This window comes from Tamlana sp. I1 (genome assembly GCF_015355625.1).
Classification (GTDB): domain Bacteria; phylum Bacteroidota; class Bacteroidia; order Flavobacteriales; family Flavobacteriaceae; genus Pseudotamlana.
In genome coordinates, this window is the sequence record NZ_JACLAF010000016.1 from 68375 (window position 1) to 89143 (window position 20769).

General features: G+C 35.9%; 11 protein-coding genes. 10 read left to right on the forward strand and 1 reads right to left on the reverse strand.

The annotated features are described in order from the left end of the window. The first annotated feature begins 2 nt into the window (after window positions 1-2). A complete protein-coding gene (locus H6X70_RS14700; protein WP_194768451.1) occupies window positions 3-1196 on the forward strand; it encodes a DegT/DnrJ/EryC1/StrS family aminotransferase in 1194 nt (397 codons plus the stop codon). 160 nt (window positions 1197-1356) lie between these two features. On the opposite strand, the gene H6X70_RS14705 is transcribed toward H6X70_RS14700, so the two are convergent. Further along, on the reverse strand, window positions 1357-2508 hold the full coding sequence (locus H6X70_RS14705; RefSeq protein ID WP_194768452.1) for a serine hydrolase domain-containing protein: 1152 nt from the start codon (window positions 2506-2508) through the stop codon (window positions 1357-1359). Between the two features lie 166 nt (window positions 2509-2674). On the opposite strand from H6X70_RS14705, the gene H6X70_RS14710 reads away from it, so the two are divergent. The 9 genes from H6X70_RS14710 to H6X70_RS14750 all read left to right on the forward strand — a co-directional run bounded on the left by H6X70_RS14710 (window position 2675) and on the right by H6X70_RS14750 (window position 20762). Continuing rightward, a complete protein-coding gene (locus tag H6X70_RS14710) occupies window positions 2675-3244 on the forward strand; it encodes an RNA polymerase sigma factor (RefSeq protein ID WP_194768453.1) in 570 nt (189 codons plus the stop codon). Between the two features lie 143 nt (window positions 3245-3387). Further along, the gene (locus H6X70_RS14715; RefSeq protein ID WP_194768454.1) at window positions 3388-4551 is read left to right on the forward strand and encodes a FecR family protein; all 1164 of its coding nucleotides are present in this window, start codon (window positions 3388-3390) and stop codon (window positions 4549-4551) included. Between the two features lie 177 nt (window positions 4552-4728). Beyond that, window positions 4729-8157 (forward strand): TonB-dependent receptor, encoded by a 3429-nt coding sequence (locus tag H6X70_RS14720; RefSeq protein ID WP_228530388.1) that lies wholly within the window; start codon window positions 4729-4731, stop codon window positions 8155-8157. 10 nt (window positions 8158-8167) lie between these two features. Next, window positions 8168-9763 carry a RagB/SusD family nutrient uptake outer membrane protein gene (locus H6X70_RS14725; protein WP_194768455.1) on the forward strand — a complete coding sequence of 532 codons (1596 nt, stop codon included), beginning with the start codon at window positions 8168-8170 and terminating at the stop codon, window positions 9761-9763. Between the two features lie 27 nt (window positions 9764-9790). Further along, complete coding sequence (locus H6X70_RS14730) at window positions 9791-11686, forward strand: hypothetical protein (protein ID WP_194768456.1); 1896 nt, start codon at window positions 9791-9793, stop codon at window positions 11684-11686. 305 nt (window positions 11687-11991) lie between these two features. Continuing rightward, a complete protein-coding gene (locus tag H6X70_RS14735; protein ID WP_194768457.1) occupies window positions 11992-14865 on the forward strand; it encodes a TIM-barrel domain-containing protein in 2874 nt (957 codons plus the stop codon). Between the two features lie 14 nt (window positions 14866-14879). Beyond that, window positions 14880-17114, forward strand: a complete 2235-nt coding sequence (locus H6X70_RS14740; RefSeq protein ID WP_194768458.1) for a beta-glucosidase family protein — start codon at window positions 14880-14882, stop codon at window positions 17112-17114. Between the two features lie 17 nt (window positions 17115-17131). Beyond that, complete coding sequence (locus tag H6X70_RS14745) at window positions 17132-18655, forward strand: cellulase family glycosylhydrolase (RefSeq protein WP_194768459.1); 1524 nt, start codon at window positions 17132-17134, stop codon at window positions 18653-18655. A 19-nt stretch (window positions 18656-18674) separates the two neighbouring features. Next, window positions 18675-20762 carry a beta-galactosidase gene (locus H6X70_RS14750; RefSeq protein WP_194768460.1) on the forward strand — a complete coding sequence of 696 codons (2088 nt, stop codon included), beginning with the start codon at window positions 18675-18677 and terminating at the stop codon, window positions 20760-20762. Window positions 20763-20769 lie beyond the last annotated feature (7 nt).

Here is a 20769-nt window from a genome sequence, read left to right on the forward strand (position 1 = left end):
TTATGCCAGGATTTGAATTATTTGGAGATTTAGAACGCAAGGAAGTAAACGATGTTTTAGACAACGGTGTACTTATGCGTTATGGTTTCGATGGAATGCGTAATGGCCATTGGAAATCAAAAGAATTAGAATCAGCATTACAAAACACCTTTCAAGCTAATCACGTACAGCTTGTATCCTCAGGAACAGCAGCCGTATCTGTAGCATTAGCTTCAGCAGGTGTAGGGGCGGGCGACGAGGTTATTATGCCAACATTTACCTTCGTAGCAAGTTTCGAAGCCATTATGTTACTTGGCGCCATTCCTGTGCTTGTCGATATCGACGATACCTTAGGGCTTAACCCCGAAGCTGTAAAAGCAGCAATAACACCAAAAACCAAAGCCGTAATGGTTGTGCAAATGTGCGGAAGCATGGCAAATATGACAGCCTTACAAGACATTTGTAAAGAAAATAATTTGTTACTAGTAGAAGACGCTTGCCAAGCCATTGGTGGTACTTTCAACGGAAAACCTTTAGGAAGCATTGGCGATTTAGGCTGTTTTTCATTCGATTTTGTAAAAACCATAACCTGCGGCGAAGGTGGTGCCGTAGTAACTAATAATAAAGAATATTACCTAAACGCCGATCATTATAGCGATCATGGTCACGACCACGTAGGGAATGATAGAGGCGCCGAAACCCATCCGTTTTTAGGCTATAATTTCAGAATATCAGAATTACATGCCGCCGTAGGATTGGCACAAGTAAAACGACTGCCAGAATTTATAGCACTTCAAAAAAAGAATTTTAGCATTTTAAAAGAAGCCCTTTCAGAAATTCCAGAAGTTACCTTTAGAACCGTTCCCGAAGGCGGCGAAGAAAGCTATGCTTTTTTTAATTTCTTTTTACCAGATGCAGAAACTACTAGAGGTGTTATTAAAGAGTTTCAGCAAAATGGGGTAGATGCTTGTTGGAATTATTTCGATAACAACTGGCATTATATACGCAAATGGGATCATTTAAAAGATTTAAAATCATTATTCCCAATAACTGAAGAAGTAAAAAAAGGACTGGAATACCTTCAAACCAAAACCTTCGAAAAATCAGATCATTACATTTCAAGAAACATTTCTTGTCTTATAAAATTATCATGGACCGAAGCCGAGGTAAAAGACCGTGCCGCTAAAATGGTAGCAGCAATAAAACAGAGTTTGTAAAAAACACAAAATACTTTTTATACAAAAGGCTAAAACATTTTATGTTTTAGCCTTTTGTTTTTTTTCAAAATCCGAATCATTCTTGGTTAAGAATATCCTCTAAAGGGGGATTATAGGGTGTTTACTATCAATAGTAAAAAATAAACAGCCAAGCCCAATACTATTCTATAGTTTTTAAAAGTTGCGAAGTTTCAATCGCAGGATACCATCCCGAAACGGTAGCGTCATCTATAGAAATTGCAAAAGTATAGTCGTTCGAAATCATAGTACCAAGATAAGACTGGTATCCAAATGTTTCTCCGCCATGACCATAAGATAAGTCTAACAGATTAATAACTCCAGCACCGTATTTAACAACACCAGGAACCATATCATTAAAATATTCTGTTTTTATAGATTTTAAAGTTTTAGGATCTTTAAACAATAAACCTTTGTTCCAAGCGGCAATAAAAGTTTGCGTATCATCTAAAGTAGATAAAATTTCGCCTGCTGCTCCTGCATAAGTAAAAGGCAATAAAACCTCTTTATCTTTATAATGGCCTTTCGGTCTTTTATCTGTTGGGTATAAAGAACCATAGAAGGTATGTTCTAATTTTAAAGGCTCTATAATATGTTCTTTAGCGTATTCTTGATAGGTTTGTTTCGATAATTTTTCAATTATCATCGCTAATAATATGTAATTCAAGTTGCAATACCTAAAGCTTGTACCTGGAATAAATAGTTTTTGGTCTGGGTTTGCTTTAGCCAAGGCTATCAAATCTTCATTCGTAAAAACTAATGCTGGATCGCTATGAATTTCAAGCTCTTTTAATTCATCATCTAAAAAATAGTCAGGTAAACCCGCAGTGTGATTTAGTAAATTAATCACTTTAATAGAATCGATGTAGTTTTTACCATCAATAACTATTAAGTCTTTTTGTAAACTAGCATTTGGTAAAATTGATGTTAAAGGGGTGTCTAAGCTAAGTTTATTTTTTTCAATAAGCTGTAGTATAGAAGTCGCAGTAAACATTTTGGTAATGCTGCCAATTTCATACAAATCATCGAAATTGGTAATTTTTTTGTGCGTTCTTCCGTCAAAACCACTATAATAACTAGCGGTATTTGGACCTTTAATAGCGGCAGTCGTTCTGCAGCCATTGGTGTGTGCTACTTTAAAAACGATGGAGTCTAATGCAGCTTTAATAGAATCTGAAATTTGTAATTCGGCAACTTCTGTTGTAGAGCTGCTAGTTGTTTTCGATTTGTCTACATTGCTTTTGCAGGATGTAATTACAAAAAGAAGAAGGATTAAGTAATTAATTTTTTTCATGACTTTTGATTTAAAGTTAAAACTACTGTTTTTTTTCTAATTGAAGTGCCGGGGTTATAATAATTTGTAAGATTGTATTGTAAGCCGAATCTGTAGTTTTTTGTTTCAAGAATATTTTCATGCCAATTAATTTATTACTTTGCAATAAATTAAGTTTAAAATAATTTTGAATAGTATTGAAAAAGAAACTTTAGAATCTTTTATACCTCGCTTAAAAAAGGGAGACAAAAAAGCATTTAAATTAATTTTCGACACATATTTTAAAAGACTTTATGCCTTCTCACTGCAATACGTTGAAGACAAATATGCAGCCGAGGAAATTGTTGAAAACACCTTGCTTAAGCTTTGGCAAAAACGCGACAAGTTAGATAAAATAGATAATTTAAAGTCTTATCTATACACTATGGTTCGTAATGGTTCTTTAGATTATATTAAAAAAGAAAAGAAATTTATACGTTTAGATTTAAAGAAACATGATGCGATAGCTTTAAAGGATCAATTCATTATAGAAGAAGAAACCTATGCTGTTTTGTTTCAAGCTTTAGAAAATTTACCAACTAAATGCCGAAAAGTTTTTGAATTATCATGTTTGGAAGGCGTAAAATATAAAGACATCGCAGAGGATCTTCAAATAAGCATTAATACCGTGAAATCTCAACGCGCACGCGCTATAGAACTTCTTAAGTTTCATTTAAAAGACTATCCTTTATTTCAAATATTATTGGCTATTTTATAATATTTTTAATTTTATTTCATTTTTTTTCCACCCGAAACTTCTTTTTTGCAGTCCTATAGATATATTGAGACATTGACAAAGAAAATGTTATATAAATAGCATATTCGAAAATAATTAAATCACATTTTATTAAATTGAGTGTTATGCACGATAAACTATCAGAATTTCAAATTGCACAATTGATAATACAATCGATTACAAAAACAATTACTGCAGAGCAACAAGTGATTCTGGACCATTGGTTAGCTGATAAAGAGCATTTAGCACTTTACAATAAAATTATAGACAAGAATAACATTCAAGATAAATTCGAGATTTATAAGCAGATAGAAACCGAGAGGATTTACAAAAATCTTGAAGAGAAAATAGCAAACAACAACAAGAAGCTTAGAAGATTAAAAGTTTTAAATAGTTTAAAATACGCGGCAATTGCTATTGTTTGTTTAGGAATTGTTTATGTATACCAAACAGGGTACTTTAATAGTAAACCTCTATTAACACATCCTGTCGAGAATATTACGCTTCAGCTAGAAAACGGAGCTGTTAAAATTATTAAAGAAGATGGTACTTCCGAAGTAAGAGATTCTAAGGGTAATATTATAGGAACTCAAAATGGGAATCAAATTGTTTATAGCAATGATGATGCGAATGAAACCTTAGTTTACAATACCTTAAAAGTACCTTATGGGAAACGTTTTGAAGTTTTATTATCAGACGGGACTCATGTGCATTTAAACGCAGGAACCTCATTAAAATATCCTGTTAAATTTTTAGCAGGACATAATCGTAAAGTTTTCCTAAAAGGGGAGGCTTATTTTGATGTGGCTAAGGATACAGACCATCCATTTATAGTAAAATCCGATGCTTTGTGTGTTAAAGTATTGGGAACGCAATTTAACTTTAGTAGTTACCCAGAAGACACCGAAAACGATGTGGTTTTAGTCGAGGGATCGGTGAAATTATTCACGACAACAGATAGGCAAAATAAGGTGGTTTTAAAACCAGGCTTTATGGGAAGTTTAAATAAAAGAGCTACTGCTGAAATTTATACAAAACCTGTAATTACAGATGTTTATACCTCTTGGATAGATGGTGAATTGGTATTTAGAAACATCACTTTTGGTAATATTCTTAAAAAAATGGAACGCCATTATAACATCACCATTATAAATAATAATGTTGATTTAACTAACGAAAGGTTTAATGCTAGTTTTAGAGACGAGCCTATTGAAAAGATTTTAGAATATTTCAAAATCACTTATAAAATAGATTATCAAATATCAAATAATCAAATAATTATTAATTAATAAAACATGTTTTGCCTATGAAATAATCATAACATTATTTAACCACAAAAAGCATGTCTTAGGTTTATTTATTTTTAAAAATGAACAAAAAAAATCGAGAAATGGTGACGCATTTCCCGATTCAAATAAGACGTGATTAAACTAAACGTATAACCACAATTAAAACACTTCAAAAGTATGAAAAAACTTCTTAACAAGACAAGAAGCCATCATCTACCATTATTAAAATTCGACTTAAAGATGAAGCTAAGTGCTCTATTTACAATTGTTGTCTTTTTTACCTTACAAGCTAATAATTCGTATTCGCAAAAGGTGAAAATTTCATTGAACTTAAATAATGTCACCATCAACCAACTTATAGATAAAATTGAAAGCACTACAGAATTTCGATTTCTCTATAAAATAAATGATGTGAATCTCGATAGAAACATTTCTATAAATGTTGAAAAAGAGTCTATTAAAAATGTCCTAAATAATGTATTTCAAAACACAGAAACAACCTATAATATTATTGATAGGCAAATCTTCTTAATTAAAAAAGAAAAGGATTCCGCTCAAAAAAGCATGGGTGGTGTGGCTAATATAAAGACAGCTAACATACAAACTTGGGCAATAAAGGGTGTTGTTACCGATAGTTTCGGACAGCCATTACCTGGAGCAAATATTATTGAAAAAAATACAACAAATGGTACCCAAACAGATTTTGATGGAAAATTTAACCTATATGTATTTAGTGATAAAGCTACTATAGAAATATCTTATGTTGGGTTTGCAACTAAAGATATTATGGTGAATGGGCAAACAGAATTTAATATAACCTTAATTGAAGATACTGCGGCTTTAGATGAAGTTGTTGTTATTGGTTACGGTACGCAAAAAAAGACTTTAGTAACAGGTGCTAGTGTGCAAGTTAGTGGCGACGACCTTACTAAAATGAATACAGGAAATGCAATTCAGGCCTTACAAGGGCAATCGCCTGGGGTGCAAATTACTTCTACTTCTGGTCAACCTGGTGAAAGCTTAAATGTAGTTATTCGTGGGGTGGGCTCTACTTCGGGAAGTAGTCCTTTATATGTTGTAGATGGTATTTTAACCGGCGACATCACTTACTTAAATAATGCCGATATTGAATCTATTTCCATTTTAAAAGACGCGGCTTCGGCTGCAATTTATGGCTCTCAAGCCTCAAACGGGGTTATTTTGGTAACCACAAAAAAGGGTAAAAGAGGGACTTCGGCACAAATAACCTTCGATCAGTTTTACGGACTTCAATCTGTAAACCGAAAAGCCGATTTGTTAAACGCCAAGGAATATGCAGTTATGGTTAACGAAGCCGCCATGAATTCTGGTAAGAACCCATATTTTTCAAATGCTGAAATTGCAAATTTAGGTGAAGGAACCAATTGGATGGACGAAATGTTTGTAGATAATGCACCTACCCAAAACTACTCGATTGGTGTAACAGGAGGGGGAGAAAACTCGGTTTACTCTTCATCATTATCATATTTTGAGCAGGGCGGTGTTGTTGGTGGTCAAGATTTATCAAACTACGAACGTTATAATTTCAGATTTAATTCAGAGCATAAATTATATAACGACGTAGTTACATTTGGTGAAAATTTAAGTTTTGCCTACATCAATAAAAACGGTATTGGCGTTGGAAATCAATATAATAACTCCTTGCGAAGCGCTTTTACAGTAAGTCCGTTATTGCCTATGTATGATAGTGATGGGAATTATTATAATACATTTCCAGATAGTGAACCTTGGTTGTCTGGGCGCTCAAACCCTTATGCCGAGATGGTTTACAACAACCAAAACGAAAGCAATAACCAAAAGCTTTTAGGTAATGTATACTTACAAGTAGAGCCTATTAAAAACTTAACTTTTAAAACGACTTTAGGTTTGGATTATTATGCCGGAGAAGGGCATTCTTATAGTCCTGTTTATGAGTTATCTATTTACTCGTTTAGAAAACAAGATAACACCAACCAAAGTATGAATAAAGGTAAAACCATCACTTGGGATAACCTTTTAACCTACAAGTTTGATGTTGCTGAAAATCATCATTTTGAAACCATGCTTGGTACATCGTCAATTAATTATGATGGGACTTATATTTCGGGTTCTAATGTGGATAATGTTCTTGGCGGATTAAATTATGCATGGCTAGATAATACTACAAACAGTTTGGGCGCACCATTAATGAATGTTGGTGGCGGAAAATCTGAAAATAAAAGAATGTCTTATTTCGGAAGATTAAATTACAACTTCAAAGAAAAATATTTAATCAATGCAACGTTTAGAGCCGATGGTTCTTCAAACTTTCATCCAGATAACCAATGGGGTTATTTCCCTTCAATATCAGGAGGATGGGTTGTTTCTAATGAAAGCTTTTTAAGCGATTCCAACACCCTAAATTTCTTTAAAATAAGAGCGAGTTGGGGGCAAGTTGGAAACCAAAATGTAGGGGCTTTTCAATTTTTAGCACCAATTCAAACCGCTACAACCAATTATATTTTTGGTAATGAAGAAGGTATCTTAACGCCTGGAGCTTACCCTAACCGATTACCAAACCCAGATTTAAAATGGGAAACTTCAGAGCAAATCAATATCGGTTTTGATGCTAGAGTTTTTAACAACACCCTAAATATTAACTTTGATTGGTATAAAAAAACCAACAAGGATTGGTTAATTGTTGCGCCAATATTAGCGACTGCCGGAGCCGATGCGCCTTTTATAAATGGAGGTAATGTTGAAAATACAGGAGTAGAATTAGCGCTAAGTTATAGCAACCGTATAGGAGACTTCAATTATAACATTTCAGCTAACGGAGCATATAACGAGAATATCGTTGGAAAAATTCCTACATCAGATGGTATTATTCATGGCGAAACAAACCAATTATATGATAATGCCCCCGAGTTTTATAGATCGCAAGATGGTTTTCCTTTATGGTACTTCTGGGGGTATGAAACAGCTGGTGTCTTTCAAACACAGCAAGAAATAAACGACTATGGTGTACAGCCAAACGCAGCACCTGGCGATATTATTTACAGAGACATAAATGATGATGGAAAAATAAGTGATGCCGATAAAAAAATGATTGGCGATCCTAATCCAGATTTCACTTATGGTTTTTCGTTTTCAGCAAATTATAAAGCATTCGATTTTTCTATCTCTGCTAATGGTGTAGCTGGAAATCAACTGGTTCAATCGTATAGAAATCCAGGAGCGTTTGATAATTACACATCGGCTATTCTAGACCGCTGGACGGGTGCAGGTTCGTCAAACACAGTACCTCGAGTTACCGAAGATGGTAGAAATTATGCTGGATTTTCAGACCTCTATATTCAAGATGGAGACTTTTTAAGAATTAACAATTTTACTTTAGGATTGGATTTAGCTAAACTTAGAACAAGCAAACCTTTGTTTGCTAAAGAATTAAGGGTTTATGTGTCGGTTTTAAATCTATATACGTTTACGAAATATGACGGTATGGATCCTGAAGTAGGCTTTGGAACTGGTGGTACATCATCAGGTGTCGATGTTGGTTATTATCCTAGACCAAGAACACTCATGATGGGATTAAACGTTAAACTTTAAAATACTGAAAATGAAAAATACACATATATATATCATGTTATTAGCAGTATGGGCTCTAAATTCTTGCAGTTTAGATACAGAGCCATACACCGAATTAACAGAATCTAACTTTTATACCACACCAGACGATGCCTTTACAGCTTTAGTTGGGTGTTATGATGGTTTACAAGTTGCTACAGGCGCTTCAGGAATTGGACTACCAGTGGCAACCGAAGTTTTCTCAGACGATTGCTTTGGTGGTACAGGAAGTGCCGATGCTTATAATTATGCAGCTTTAGATGAGTTTGACATTTCTAGAGCACCTAGTTTTGTAGATTTATTTAACGATAATTGGGTTGCATATTATAAGGCCATTTACCGCTGTAACGTCTTATTGCAGAAAATGGATCAAATTGATTGGGGTAGCGATACTGCTCTAAGAAATACTTACGAATCTGAAACCAGATTTATTAGAGCATACATTTATTTTGAAATGGTAAGGTTATGGGGTAATATTCCCTTGTTAACAGAACCATCTACAGATAATATTCCACAAGCATCCCCAGAGGATGTTTATAAAGTAATTGCTGAAGATTTACAATTTGCTTCAAACAATTTACCAAATTCAGCATACCATACTGTTGATAATGGTCGCGTAACCAAATGGGCTGCAAAATCATTGCTTGGTCGTGTATATTTATATTATACAGGCTATTATGGCGCTTCAGATTTGGCTGGCGTAGTTACAAAAACCGAAGCTTTAGCACATTTAGAAGATGTTATCAGCTCTAGTGGACATGGACTGGTAGATGATTTCGCCTCGTTATGGCCAGTGTCATCGGCCTATTCAGGAGTTGAATATTCAGGAGAAAATAATAAAGAAACCGTCTTCTCTATAAAATACACATATACCAGTGACTATAACGGAAATACCGATGGTAACCATTGGCTAGTACTATTTGGTATGCGTGAATTTTCATATTTACCTTACGGAAATGGTTGGGGTGTAACAGTAAACTCGAAACTTTGGGATGCTTATGATGCTAATGATAGCAGACAATCGGCTACAATAATTTCGGTTGATGATGAAAGCATTCCTTTTGATAAAATAGATAACCAAAGAGAATACACTGGCTATTACAATAAAAAGTATGCACCCATGTCTATGTTAGACGAAGATGGCAACACAGTATCTGCAGTAAATCAATTTGATGTTACCGATTTTCAAATCAATCAATTTCAAGATTATGTGGTTTTAAGATATGCCGATGTGCTTTTAATGGCTGCCGAACTTGGAAGCCCTAGCGCTCAATCTTATTTCGATCAGGTTAGACAGCGTGCTTACCAAGCAAATTTTGTTTCTAAAGCAGTTACACAAGCAAATATCATGGAAGAACGTCATTTAGAATTTGCATTAGAAGGGGTTAGATTTTACGATCTGTTACGTCAAGGTGTAGATACAGCAGCAGCAACAATTGCCGAGACAACAACGCTTTTAAGCGGTGGTGTTGCAGAAACTAAAACAATTTCTGCAAATAATATAACTACAACCAAAGGATTGCAGCAAATTCCAAACACACAAATTACTTTGTCTGATGGCGTTTTAAAGCAAAATAACGGTTGGTAATTTTTAACTAAACTAAATTCATTAAAAATGAAAAATATTAAAATATTAATAGCATCATTTCTGATGTTAGGAATTGTTTCTTTAGTCGCATCATGTGATCCAGAAAATCATTCCTTAGGAAAAACCTTAGATAAATCTGATATCGATTTTGATATAGTTCAAGATTTCACCACAGATCCTGGAGGTAATACGGTAATTATGACTAATAATACCCCAGGCGTAACCTTAACTTGGGATTATGTTACAGGTAAATCTAATAAAGCAAAAGAAACGGTAAAGTATGCTTTTAAAGGCGATTACACCATTAAGATAACAGCTGTAACCGCTGGCGGACTTGTAGAATTAGACCCCGTAACAATTACGGTTACTGATGATAATTTAAGTTATGTTGATGATCCCTTATGGAATTTACTTTCAGGCGGTGTTGGAAACTCTAAAACTTGGTTATTAGATTTAGATGCAAATGGCGATTCTAAATATTTCGCAGGGCCTATGTATTTTTATGGTACAGATAACGCTTGGCTAGAAGGCGGTGAAGCGTGGGAAGGTGGAGACACAGGCTGCTACGGTGATGATTGTTGGAATTGGAGCCCAGATTGGAAAGGAAACCAATGGATTGCTACTCAGGGGGATTACGGTACCATGACGTTTAGTCTTGATGGTGGCCCTTTCTTAACAACCAACCATTTAATGATTCCTAGCTATGGTGAAGAATCGGGAACGTATTTTTTAGATATCGATGCTAAAACTTTAACAACCTCAAATGCCACCATTTTACATACCAATGAGAATGATGCTTGTGTAGATAATTGGGGGATTATGAAAGTGTTTTCAATAACAGAAAACAGCTTACAATTAGGAGTACTAAGAAAAGATAGTTGTGATGGTCCTGCCACCTTAGTATTTAATTTTATTACAAAAGAATACAGCGATAATTGGGTGCCAGAAGAGATTATTCCAGAACAAGATGAAGGATTCGAACCAACTTTTGCTTCAGGAGAACTATTACAAATACTTACAGGTGGACCAGCAGCTGGGCGTTTTTGGAAATTAGATGGTAACGGAAACCCTGTAGATTGGTTAGCAGGAGGTATTGGCTGGACAACATCAGCAAGTTCTTCTTACAATTGGGGATGGAATGATACTTGGACCAGCATTGCAGATAATTCTTGGATACGATTTGATCAATACGGAGGTTTGCAAAACTATTATAAAAATGAAAATGGAGTAGAAAGTACAGGAACATTTACCATTGATGAAGCCACTAACGAAGTCTTTTTAAATGATAGTGCTATGCTTATAGCAAACCCAGGGCATTTCATGAGTCCAACAACTAGCAGTTTTACGGTAATTAAGGCGGTTTCAGAAACTTTTGAAACCACAGGCTTATGGTTTGGTACGAGTTACGATGCTGCAAAAGATGAATGGTTTGCGTTTCATTACGTAATTAACAACAACGTATCTGGAGGCGGTGGTTCTGCAGGTGGCGGCGGGAGTAGTGGTACCGAAATCACTTTCGATACTTCTAAATTAGTTATTGGAGACCTTGAAGGTAATGGGAATTTGCGTTTAGAATTATATAACGAATATGGTTCTACAGCAGCAGATTCTGGTCTAAATAAAGCCGATTTAGCTTTCAGTAACTCCATCGAAGTAACGTTCACATTAAACGGTATTACATTAAATAGTGGCGCCGTAGGGACTTATAATACTTCAATGTATTATGCAGATGCCGATTGGAATCCAAATGGTAATGGAGACGTAATTACTGTAAATGGCGATGGTACATATACGGTTAAATACGCTCCTGGTACCGCTGCAGATGGTGTGGTTGTATTTGTTATTGATGTTGTTGGTATGGCAACAGATATTACAGACATAACAGCCGTAACCGCAACTATCGATAGTGTTGTGGTTAACTAACAAGCAGTATAAATTTAGTAAATTGGTATAGTGGTTAAAGTTTAAATCACTGTGCAATAGGTTTTTGCGCAGTGATTTTTATTCCATACAAAAGGACAATTAGATATAGATTGGTTTGGCCAAACTTTGAAAAATTTATACAAGTATTAGCTAAAATACTACTAGGGTTACCATGATATATTTTGAATATTGATAGGTAATTGCATTATCACCCCAAATAAAAACACCATGATAGCTTGTCTTGGGTATTATTTCAGTTTTTACTCAAACCGGGCGAACTACATTAAAAAACTAATTAACACGAAATGAAAAAAACGATAATTTTTCTCGGTTTATGTGCTGGAATTCTAATGAGTTCTTGTGCTTCTAAACATTTTGAAAAGACACATGACGGCATTTTAGTAAACATAAATCAAACGACCACTGGCAAAGTAAATAAGTTGCGATTACAAGTTTTAGGCAACGACCTCATTCACGTATCGGCTTCGCCAGATAACGAATTTCCTAAAGATTCTAGTTTAATTATTGTTCCTAATTTAAAAACGGTGCCTTTTAAGGTATCCGAAGTAGGCGATTCCATCACTTTAAGCACAGAAACATTAAAAGTACTCGTGTCTTTAAAAGATGGTGGGATTAAATTCAAAGACAAAGCAGGAAAGTTAATTTTAGCTGAAAAACAGGGTGGTGGTAAAACATTCACTCCAATAACGGTTGAAGGCACTAAAGGGTATACCGTGCGTCAAATTTTTGAATCGCCAGAAGATGAAGCATTCTATGGTTTAGGCCAGCATCAATCAGATGAGTTTAATTATAAAGGTAAAAGCGAAGAATTGTTTCAATACAACACCAAAGTATCTGTGCCTTTTATCGTTTCAAATAAAAATTACGGACTCTTATGGGATAGTTATTCTTTAAGTCGTTTTGGAGATAGTCGTCCTTATCAGCAACTAAATGAGGTGTTTACCTTGTATGATAAAAATGGCGAGGCTAATGGTTTAACAGGAACCTATTCTGCTCCCGAAAACGGAAATGTAAATTTAGTACGCACAGAATCTTCTATTTTCTTTGAAGACAAAGAAAGCATTAAAAGTTTACCAGAAAATTTTCCTTTAAAAAATGCTGAGGTTACTTATGAAGGCGCTATCGAAGCATCGGAAACAGGGGCATTTAATTTCATTTTATACTATGCAGGCTATGTTAAAGTGTATTTAAATAACGAATTAGTGGTACCAGAACGCTGGAGAACAGCTTGGAACCCAAACAGCTATAAATTTTCTATGGATTTAGAAGCTGGAAAGCGTGTGCCTTTGCGAATAGAATGGAAACCAAATGGCGGGACATCCTATTGCGGACTTAGAGCAAGAACACCTCAAGCTGCTGAAGAGAAAAATAATCAAGTTTGGTGGAGCGAAATGAATAAAAAAATGGATTACTATTTTGTTCATGGTAACTCTATGGACGAGGTAATTAAGGGCTATCGTACCCTAACTGGAAAATCTCAAATCATGCCAAAATGGGCAATGGGCTATTGGCAAAGTCGCGAGCGTTATAAAACCGAAGATGAAATTTTAAGCAATTTAAAAGAATTTAGAGAACGTGACATTGCAATTGACAACATCGTGCTAGATTGGAATTATTGGGAAGAAGACGCTTGGGGAAGTCATGAGTTTGATGCCAAACGTTTTCCAGATCCAAAAGGTATGGTCGATTCTATTCATGCCATGCATGCAAAAATGATGATTTCAGTTTGGCCAAAATTTTATAAAACAACAGCTCATTTTAAAGCCTTTGATGAAAAAGGTTGGATGTATCAACAGGCCATAAAAGATAGTATTCGTGATTGGGTAGGGCCTGGTTACGTTGGTTCTTTTTACGATGCGTATTCAAGTGGTGCTCGAAAATTATTCTGGAAACAAATGTATGATAATTTATATCCCATAGGCGTTGATGCTTGGTGGATGGATGCAAGCGAACCAAATGTTTTGGATTGTACCGATATGGATTATCGTAAATCGCTTCAAGGACCTACAGCTCTAGGATCATCTACCGAATTTTTTAACACCTATGCTTTAATGAATGCCGAGGCTATTTATGAAGGGCAACGCAATGTAGCACCAAATAAGCGTGTGTTTTTATTAACCCGTTCAGGGTTTGCAGGGATACAACGTTATTCAACAGCAACGTGGAGTGGCGATATTGCCACACGATGGGAAGATATGAAAGCTCAAATTTCAGCAGGTTTAAACTTTGCAGTGAGTGGAATTCCATATTGGACCATGGATATAGGTGGTTTCTGTGTAGAAGATCGTTTTGTAGCAGGACAACTTGCCTACGATAAAGATGGTAAAGAGAATGCCGATTATAAAGAATGGAGAGAATTAAATGCACGTTGGCATCAGTTTGGAGCTTTTGCGCCTTTGTACAGATCGCACGGGCAATTTCCATTTCGCGAACCTTGGAATATTGCACCTCAAGGCCATCCTGCATACACGTCTATTTTATATTATAACCAATTGCGTTACAGGTTAATGCCGTACATCTATACCTTGGCTGGTAAGACTTATTTTGATGATTACACCATTATGCGTCCCTTAGTTATGGATTTTTCAAATGATAGAGACGTTGAAAACATAAGTGATCAATTTATGTTCGGACCTTCATTAATGGTTTGTCCCGTTTATAAATATGAAGCTACAAATCGAGAAGTTTATTTTCCGAAAGGAAAAGGTTGGTACAATTTCTATTCAGGCGATTTTATTGAAGGCGGACAAACAGCAAATGTCGAAGCACCCTACGAGAAAATTCCTTTATTTATTCCTGAAGGGGCCATCATCCCAATAGGTCCAGAAATTCAATATACCGATGAAAAATTAGCAGATACCATAGTGCTTTATGTGTACCAGGGTAAAGATGGGAATTTTGAACTATATGAAGATGAAGGCACAAATTATAATTATGAAGAAGGCGCTCATGCCACCATTTCTTTTCAATATAACGAAGCAGATGCTACGCTAACTATTGGCGAACGCCAAGGTTCGTTTAATGGCATGTTAAAAAACCGAAAATTTATAGTGGTTCCGGTAAGTAAAAATACTCCTAAAGCTTTTGATTACAATGCAAAAGGCCAAGAGGTGGATTATGATGGGCAACAACAAATTATAAAATTAAAGAAACACTAAAAAATTAATCACAAATGAAAAATAGAATAATTCTTTTAGCCATGGCATCTTTAATGTTTGTGTCCTGTAAAGAGCAAGTTGTAGTTTCAAATACTTCCGAAGAAACAGAGTTAGCAACCTATAAAGGGAAAGAAATTAGCTTAGAAAACGATACAAAAATTGACGCGCTTATCTCGCAAATGACTCTTGAAGAAAAAGTTGGCATGCTACATGGCAATAGCATGTTTGCAACTGGAGGTGTAGAACGATTAGGGATTCGAGAACTAAAAATGGTTGATGGTCCGCTGGGAATTCGAGAAGAAATTTCGAGAGACAGTTGGGCTGCTGCAGGTTGGGATAACGATTTTGCAACTTACTATCCAGCTGCTGGCGCCGTGGCAGCAACCTGGAACCCAGAATTGTCATACACCTTTGGGAATAGCGTTGGGCAGGAAGCTCGCGCTCGTGGCAAGGACATGTTATTATCGCCAGCTATAAATATTATTAGAACCCCATTGGGAGGCCGTACTTACGAGTATTTTACCGAAGACCCTTTTCTTAATAAAAAATTAGCGGTGCCTTTTGTAGTGGGATTACAAGAAAATGATGTTATGGCTTGTGTGAAGCATTTTGCCGTGAACAACCAAGAAACCAACAGAGGAACGGTTGATGTTTTGGCCGATGAGCGCACGCTTCGTGAAATTTATTTGCCTGCATTTAAAGCAACGGTTGTTGAAGCACATGCTCACAGTTTAATGGGGGCTTATAACAAGTTTAGAGGCGACTATTTATGTGAAAACGATTATATGCTGAATAAAATCCTAAGAGACGAATGGGGTTTTCGAGGTGTTGTGGTGTCCGATTGGGCAGCCGTTCATAGTACGGTAAAATCTTTAAAAAATGGCTTGGATATCGAAATGGGAACACCAAAACCTTTCAATGAGTTTTTCTTAGCCGATAAATTAATTGCTGCGGCTAAAAATGGTGAGATTTCAGATGAAGAAATTAACAAACATGTGAAACGTATTTTGCGTGTTTTATTTCAAGTGAAAGCTATGGATGGCGAAAATAGAGTAAAAGGTAGCCTTGCAACCGAAGCACATTATAAAGACGCCTATGATATTGCTGCAGAATCTGTGGTGCTGTTAAAGAATGATAAAAACCTGTTGCCTTTAAAATTGGAAGGGGTAAAATCGATAGCTGTTATAGGTAACAATGCTAAAAAAACGAATGCTCTAGGCGGATTTGGTGCTGGGGTTAAAACCAAAAGAGAGGTGACGCCTTTAGATGGTTTAACCAATAGATTGCCAGAAGGCGTAAAAATTAATTATGCTGAAGGGTATTTGGAGCGCTACTCTAAAAACGAAAATGATAAAAAGGAGGAGGTGACCTTACATGGGCCATTAACTGTTGATGAACTTGATGAAGCCAAATTGAGTGAAGCTATTGAAGCGGCTAAAAATTCGGATGTGGCTATCATTTTCGCAGGATCGAACCGCGATTATGAAACCGAAGCATCAGACAGACGGAATCTGTTTCTGCCATTTGGTCAAGAAGAACTCATTAAAAAAGTATTGGAAGTTAACCCAAACACCATAGTTGTAATGATTGCGGGCGCCCCTTTTGATTTAACTGAAATTAAAAAAGAGGCTTCAACTTTAGTATGGAGTTGGTTTAACGGATCGGAAGGCGGTCATGTTTTGGCCGATGTAATTTTAGGAAATATCAATCCTTCAGGAAAATTACCTTGGACCATGCCAAAACGAATTGAAGACTCTCCGGCACACGCTACACATAGCTTTCCAGGCGAAGCTTCGGTAAATTATACAGAGGGAATTTTAGTAGGCTACCGTTGGTTTGATACTAAAAAAATTGAACCATTATATCCTTTTGGTTACGGGTTATCGTACACCAGTTTTGAGTTTTCAGAATTAAAAACCAATAAAAAAGAATACGAAGTAAATGAAGTGATTGAAGTGACTTTCAACATAAAAAACACAGGAGATCTTGACGGAAAAGAAGTGGCGCAATTGTATGTTTCAGATCCAGAATCTTATGTTGAAAAAGCCGCTCAAGAACTAAAAGGTTTCAAAAAAGTATTTGTAAAAAGCGGAGCTTCAACACAGGTTACCATACAATTGCCTGTTAAAGAATTGGCGTATTATAACGAGGTTATAAAAGAATGGTTGGTAGAACCAGGAACTTACAAAATAAAAATAGGAAACTCTTCTAGGAACATAACCGAAGAAGTTTCAGTAAACATTAAGTAATCAATTCGGAATATAACATGAAAACAATAAACATTAAATTCGTAATTACTGCATTTGTCCTTTTTATTCAAATGGGCGTGTTGTCTTGCAATTCAGAATCTTCTTCAGATGATGTGCCAGACAAAGAGGAGGAAGTGATTAATACCCTTACTGTAGATAAAACTGCAATAGATTTGGAAAGCATAGAAAGTAGTGCAGATATTAGCATTACAACCGATGTTGATACCTGGGTAATTAGTAGTTCTGGAACCAGTTGGATTACTTTAAGTGAAACCTCAGGAACTTCTGGAACCAGTACGGTAAAAATTACAGCCTCCGAAAACATAAGCATTCAAGGGCGCTCTGCGGTAATAACCGTAAACGCTAATAATGTTGATGCGGTTAAAATTACGGTTTCTCAGGCAGGAGCATCTTCGGCTAATGGTATATATCCAGATTATAATACCAACCCCATCGCTGCCGATCCTACGGGAATGAGCAGTACCGCAGAAGAAATTGCTGCTAAAATTTCATTAGGTTGGAATATAGGGAATACTCTCGAAGCTACTGGAGGCGAAACCGCTTGGGGAAATCCAATGGTAACTAAGCAACTCATCGACTTGGTTAAGGCGAATGGGTTTAATTCCATACGTATTCCTTGTGCTTGGGATCAATATCTAGAAGATGTTGATAACGCAAAAATTAAAGAAAGTTGGTTAAATCGTGTTAAGGAAGTGGTACAATACTGTGTGGATAACGATATGTATGTGGTGTTAAATATTCACTGGGATGGTGGCTGGTTAGAACTTAATGTTAACGAAGAAAGTAAAACTCAAGTTAACGCTAAGCAAAAAGCATACTGGGAGCAAATTGCAACACATTTTAGAGATTACGACGAGCGTTTGCTATTTGCAAGTGCCAACGAACCACATGTAGAAACTGCCGAACAAATGGCTGTTTTAAACTATTATCACCAAACTTTTATCGATGCTGTTCGTGCTACAGGAGGAAGAAATGCCTATAGAACACTAGTGGTTCAAGGCCCTTCAACAGATATTGAAAAAACAAACAATTTAATGACAACTTTACCGACCGATTCGGCTACAGACCGTTTGATGGCAGAGGTTCATTATTATACACCATACCAGTTCGCTTTAATGACAGCAGATGAATCTTGGGGAAAAATGTTTTACTATTGGGGAACAAATTATCACTCAACTACTGATGCTGATCGTAATACTACTTGGGGAGAGGAAACCGATTTAGAAAACTATTTCAAATTGATGAAAACCCAATTTGTAGATAAAGGAATTCCAGTTATTTTAGGTGAATTTGCAGCTATTAGACGTACTACTTTAACAGGCGATAATTTGCAATTACATTTAGATTCTAGAGCTTATTATTTAAAAACGGTTATACAGCAAGCTAAAGCAAATGGCTTATTACCTTATTATTGGGATGCCGGTGGATTAGGAGATCTTGGTACTGGTTTATTTGATAGAAGTAATAATTCTGTTTTCGATACTCAGGCTTTAAATGCCTTAGTTGAAGGGTTGAATTAAAGTTTAAAAAATAGAATTTATGAAAAACCCTTATTTTCAATGTTTGATTATTTTGTTAGTAGCGTTTAGTGTACAAGCACAAAACGCTACTAAATTTTTTCCGAAGGAAGATTTAATGGCCATCGGGATTTATTATTATCCGGAACATTGGGATAAAAGTGACTGGGAACGGGATATTAAAAATATTTCAGAATTGGGATTTGAGTTTATCCATCTTGCCGAATTTGCTTGGATAGATATGGAGCCTCAAGAAGGTGTTTATACTTTCGGTTGGTTAGATGAGGTTATAGACTTAGCAACAAAGTATAAGTTGAAAGTTATTTTAGGCACGCCAACAGCCATTTCGCCTGTTTGGATGGGCATAAAATATCCAGAAATTTATTTAATGGGTTCAAATTATTTGCGCGCCGAACACGGTACACGTGCCCAGCAATCGCTTACGAATCCAGTTTGGCGTAGTTTTTCAAAAAAAATAATCACAGAATTAGGAAAACGTTACGGGAAAAATCCAACGGTTATAGGATGGCAATTGGATAATGAACCAGAAGCCAAATCAGATTATAGTCCGTCGTCACAAAAGGCCTTTCAAAAGTGGTTACAAAGTAAATACGAATCGATTGAAGCTTTAAATTTTGCTTGGGGCACTGCTTTTTGGAGTCAGCGTTATAGTGATTTCAGTCAGATTAAAATCCATAATGCCAATCATGTTGGCTGGTGGGGCACAAATCCGCACGCACTATTAGATTTTAAACGCTATTCCGCAGATGTACAAGCCGATTTTTTAGACTTTCAAGTTGAAATTCTTCGTCCGTTAATTTCAGAAAAACAGTATATAACCACAAATTACACGGCTACAACATCAACTTCAGACCCCAGGCGTACTAAAAAGTTAGATTTTAACGCCTTTACATCGTATCCCAATAAAGGACAAGTTAATATTGGTGAAAACGGTTTCAGATTAGGTGATCCTAAAGAATTGTCTTTTGCATTAAGTTTTTATAGTCCCGAAAATCATGTTTCGGGGGTTATGGAATTGCAACCAGGGTTTGTAAATTGGGGAAACATCAATCCGTTACTTCAACCTGGCGCCTTACGTATGTGGCTTTTCCACTGTTTTGGTGGCGATTTAGCATTTGCTTGTTCGTATCGCTACCGACAAATTAATTATAGCTCGGAACAATACCACGGCGGTATAACAACTTTAGATGGCGTAACCTTATCGCAAGGCGGAAAGGATTATAAACAGGTTATTGATGAAATGAAAATGCTTAGGAAAGCCTATAATTCAAAAGCCAAAGCACCAAAAATATTAGAGGAAAGAAAAACTGCTTTGCTATGGAATTACGATAATTTATGGAGTATGAGTAGGCAAGGGCAAACGAGCCAATGGCACACGCTTTCGTTTTTTCAAAAATATTTAGAAATCACAAAGTCGTTTGGAGTGGCTTCAGATATTATTTATGAAACGGACGATTTAAGTGCTTATAAAGTGGTTATAGCTCCAGCTTTCGAGCTGGTTGATGAAGTTTTAATTAAAAAATGGGAAACCTATGTGAAACAAGGCGGAAATTTAGTTTTAACGGTTAGAACAGGTGTTAAAGATAGAAACGGACATTTATTTAGGTCGGGATATGGCGAACAAATTTATCCGTTAATTGATGCTAAAATCGATTATTTCGATCAGTTATTACCGCATATGAAGGGGACTATTTCTAGTAACCAAAAGGAATATTATTGGAACAATTGGGCAGATCTAATCAAAGCGAACAAACCAGAAAACGTTTTGGCGACGTACACCAACCAGTTTTATGCCGGTAAAGCTGCCGTGGTTACAAATAAAATAGGAAAAGGAACCGTAACCTATATTGGGGTGGATACGGATGATGACCAATTAGAAAAGGATGTTTTAAAAGAAGTCTATAAGAACGCGAATATTAGCACCGAAAATTATCCAGAAGGTGTTTATGTGCAGTGGCGTGATGGTTTTTGGGTGGCTGTAAATTATGCTTCAACAGATTACATATTACAACTTCCAAAAAAAGCCAAAATACTAATAGGAACAAAAAATGTAACATCTGGAGGCGTAACGGTTTGGACTGAAAATTAAACTAAAA

Excerpts from the sequence above, each read along its gene's own strand:
- H6X70_RS14715 (WP_194768454.1), top strand. The coding sequence starts at position 3,388 with ATGCACGATAAACTATCAGAATTTCAAATTGCACAATTGATAATACAA.
- H6X70_RS14730 (WP_194768456.1), top strand. The coding sequence starts at position 9,791 with ATGAAAAATATTAAAATATTAATAGCATCATTTCTGATGTTAGGAATT.
- H6X70_RS14750 (WP_194768460.1), top strand. The coding sequence starts at position 18,675 with ATGAAAAACCCTTATTTTCAATGTTTGATTATTTTGTTAGTAGCGTTT.
- H6X70_RS14745 (WP_194768459.1), top strand. The coding sequence starts at position 17,132 with ATGAAAACAATAAACATTAAATTCGTAATTACTGCATTTGTCCTTTTT.
- H6X70_RS14700 (WP_194768451.1), top strand. The coding sequence starts at position 3 with ATGCCAGGATTTGAATTATTTGGAGATTTAGAACGCAAGGAAGTAAAC.
- H6X70_RS14725 (WP_194768455.1), top strand. The coding sequence starts at position 8,168 with ATGAAAAATACACATATATATATCATGTTATTAGCAGTATGGGCTCTA.
- H6X70_RS14705 (WP_194768452.1), bottom strand. The coding sequence starts at position 2,508 with ATGAAAAAAATTAATTACTTAATCCTTCTTCTTTTTGTAATTACATCC.
- H6X70_RS14740 (WP_194768458.1), top strand. The coding sequence starts at position 14,880 with ATGAAAAATAGAATAATTCTTTTAGCCATGGCATCTTTAATGTTTGTG.
- H6X70_RS14720 (WP_228530388.1), top strand. The coding sequence starts at position 4,729 with ATGAAAAAACTTCTTAACAAGACAAGAAGCCATCATCTACCATTATTA.
- H6X70_RS14735 (WP_194768457.1), top strand. The coding sequence starts at position 11,992 with ATGAAAAAAACGATAATTTTTCTCGGTTTATGTGCTGGAATTCTAATG.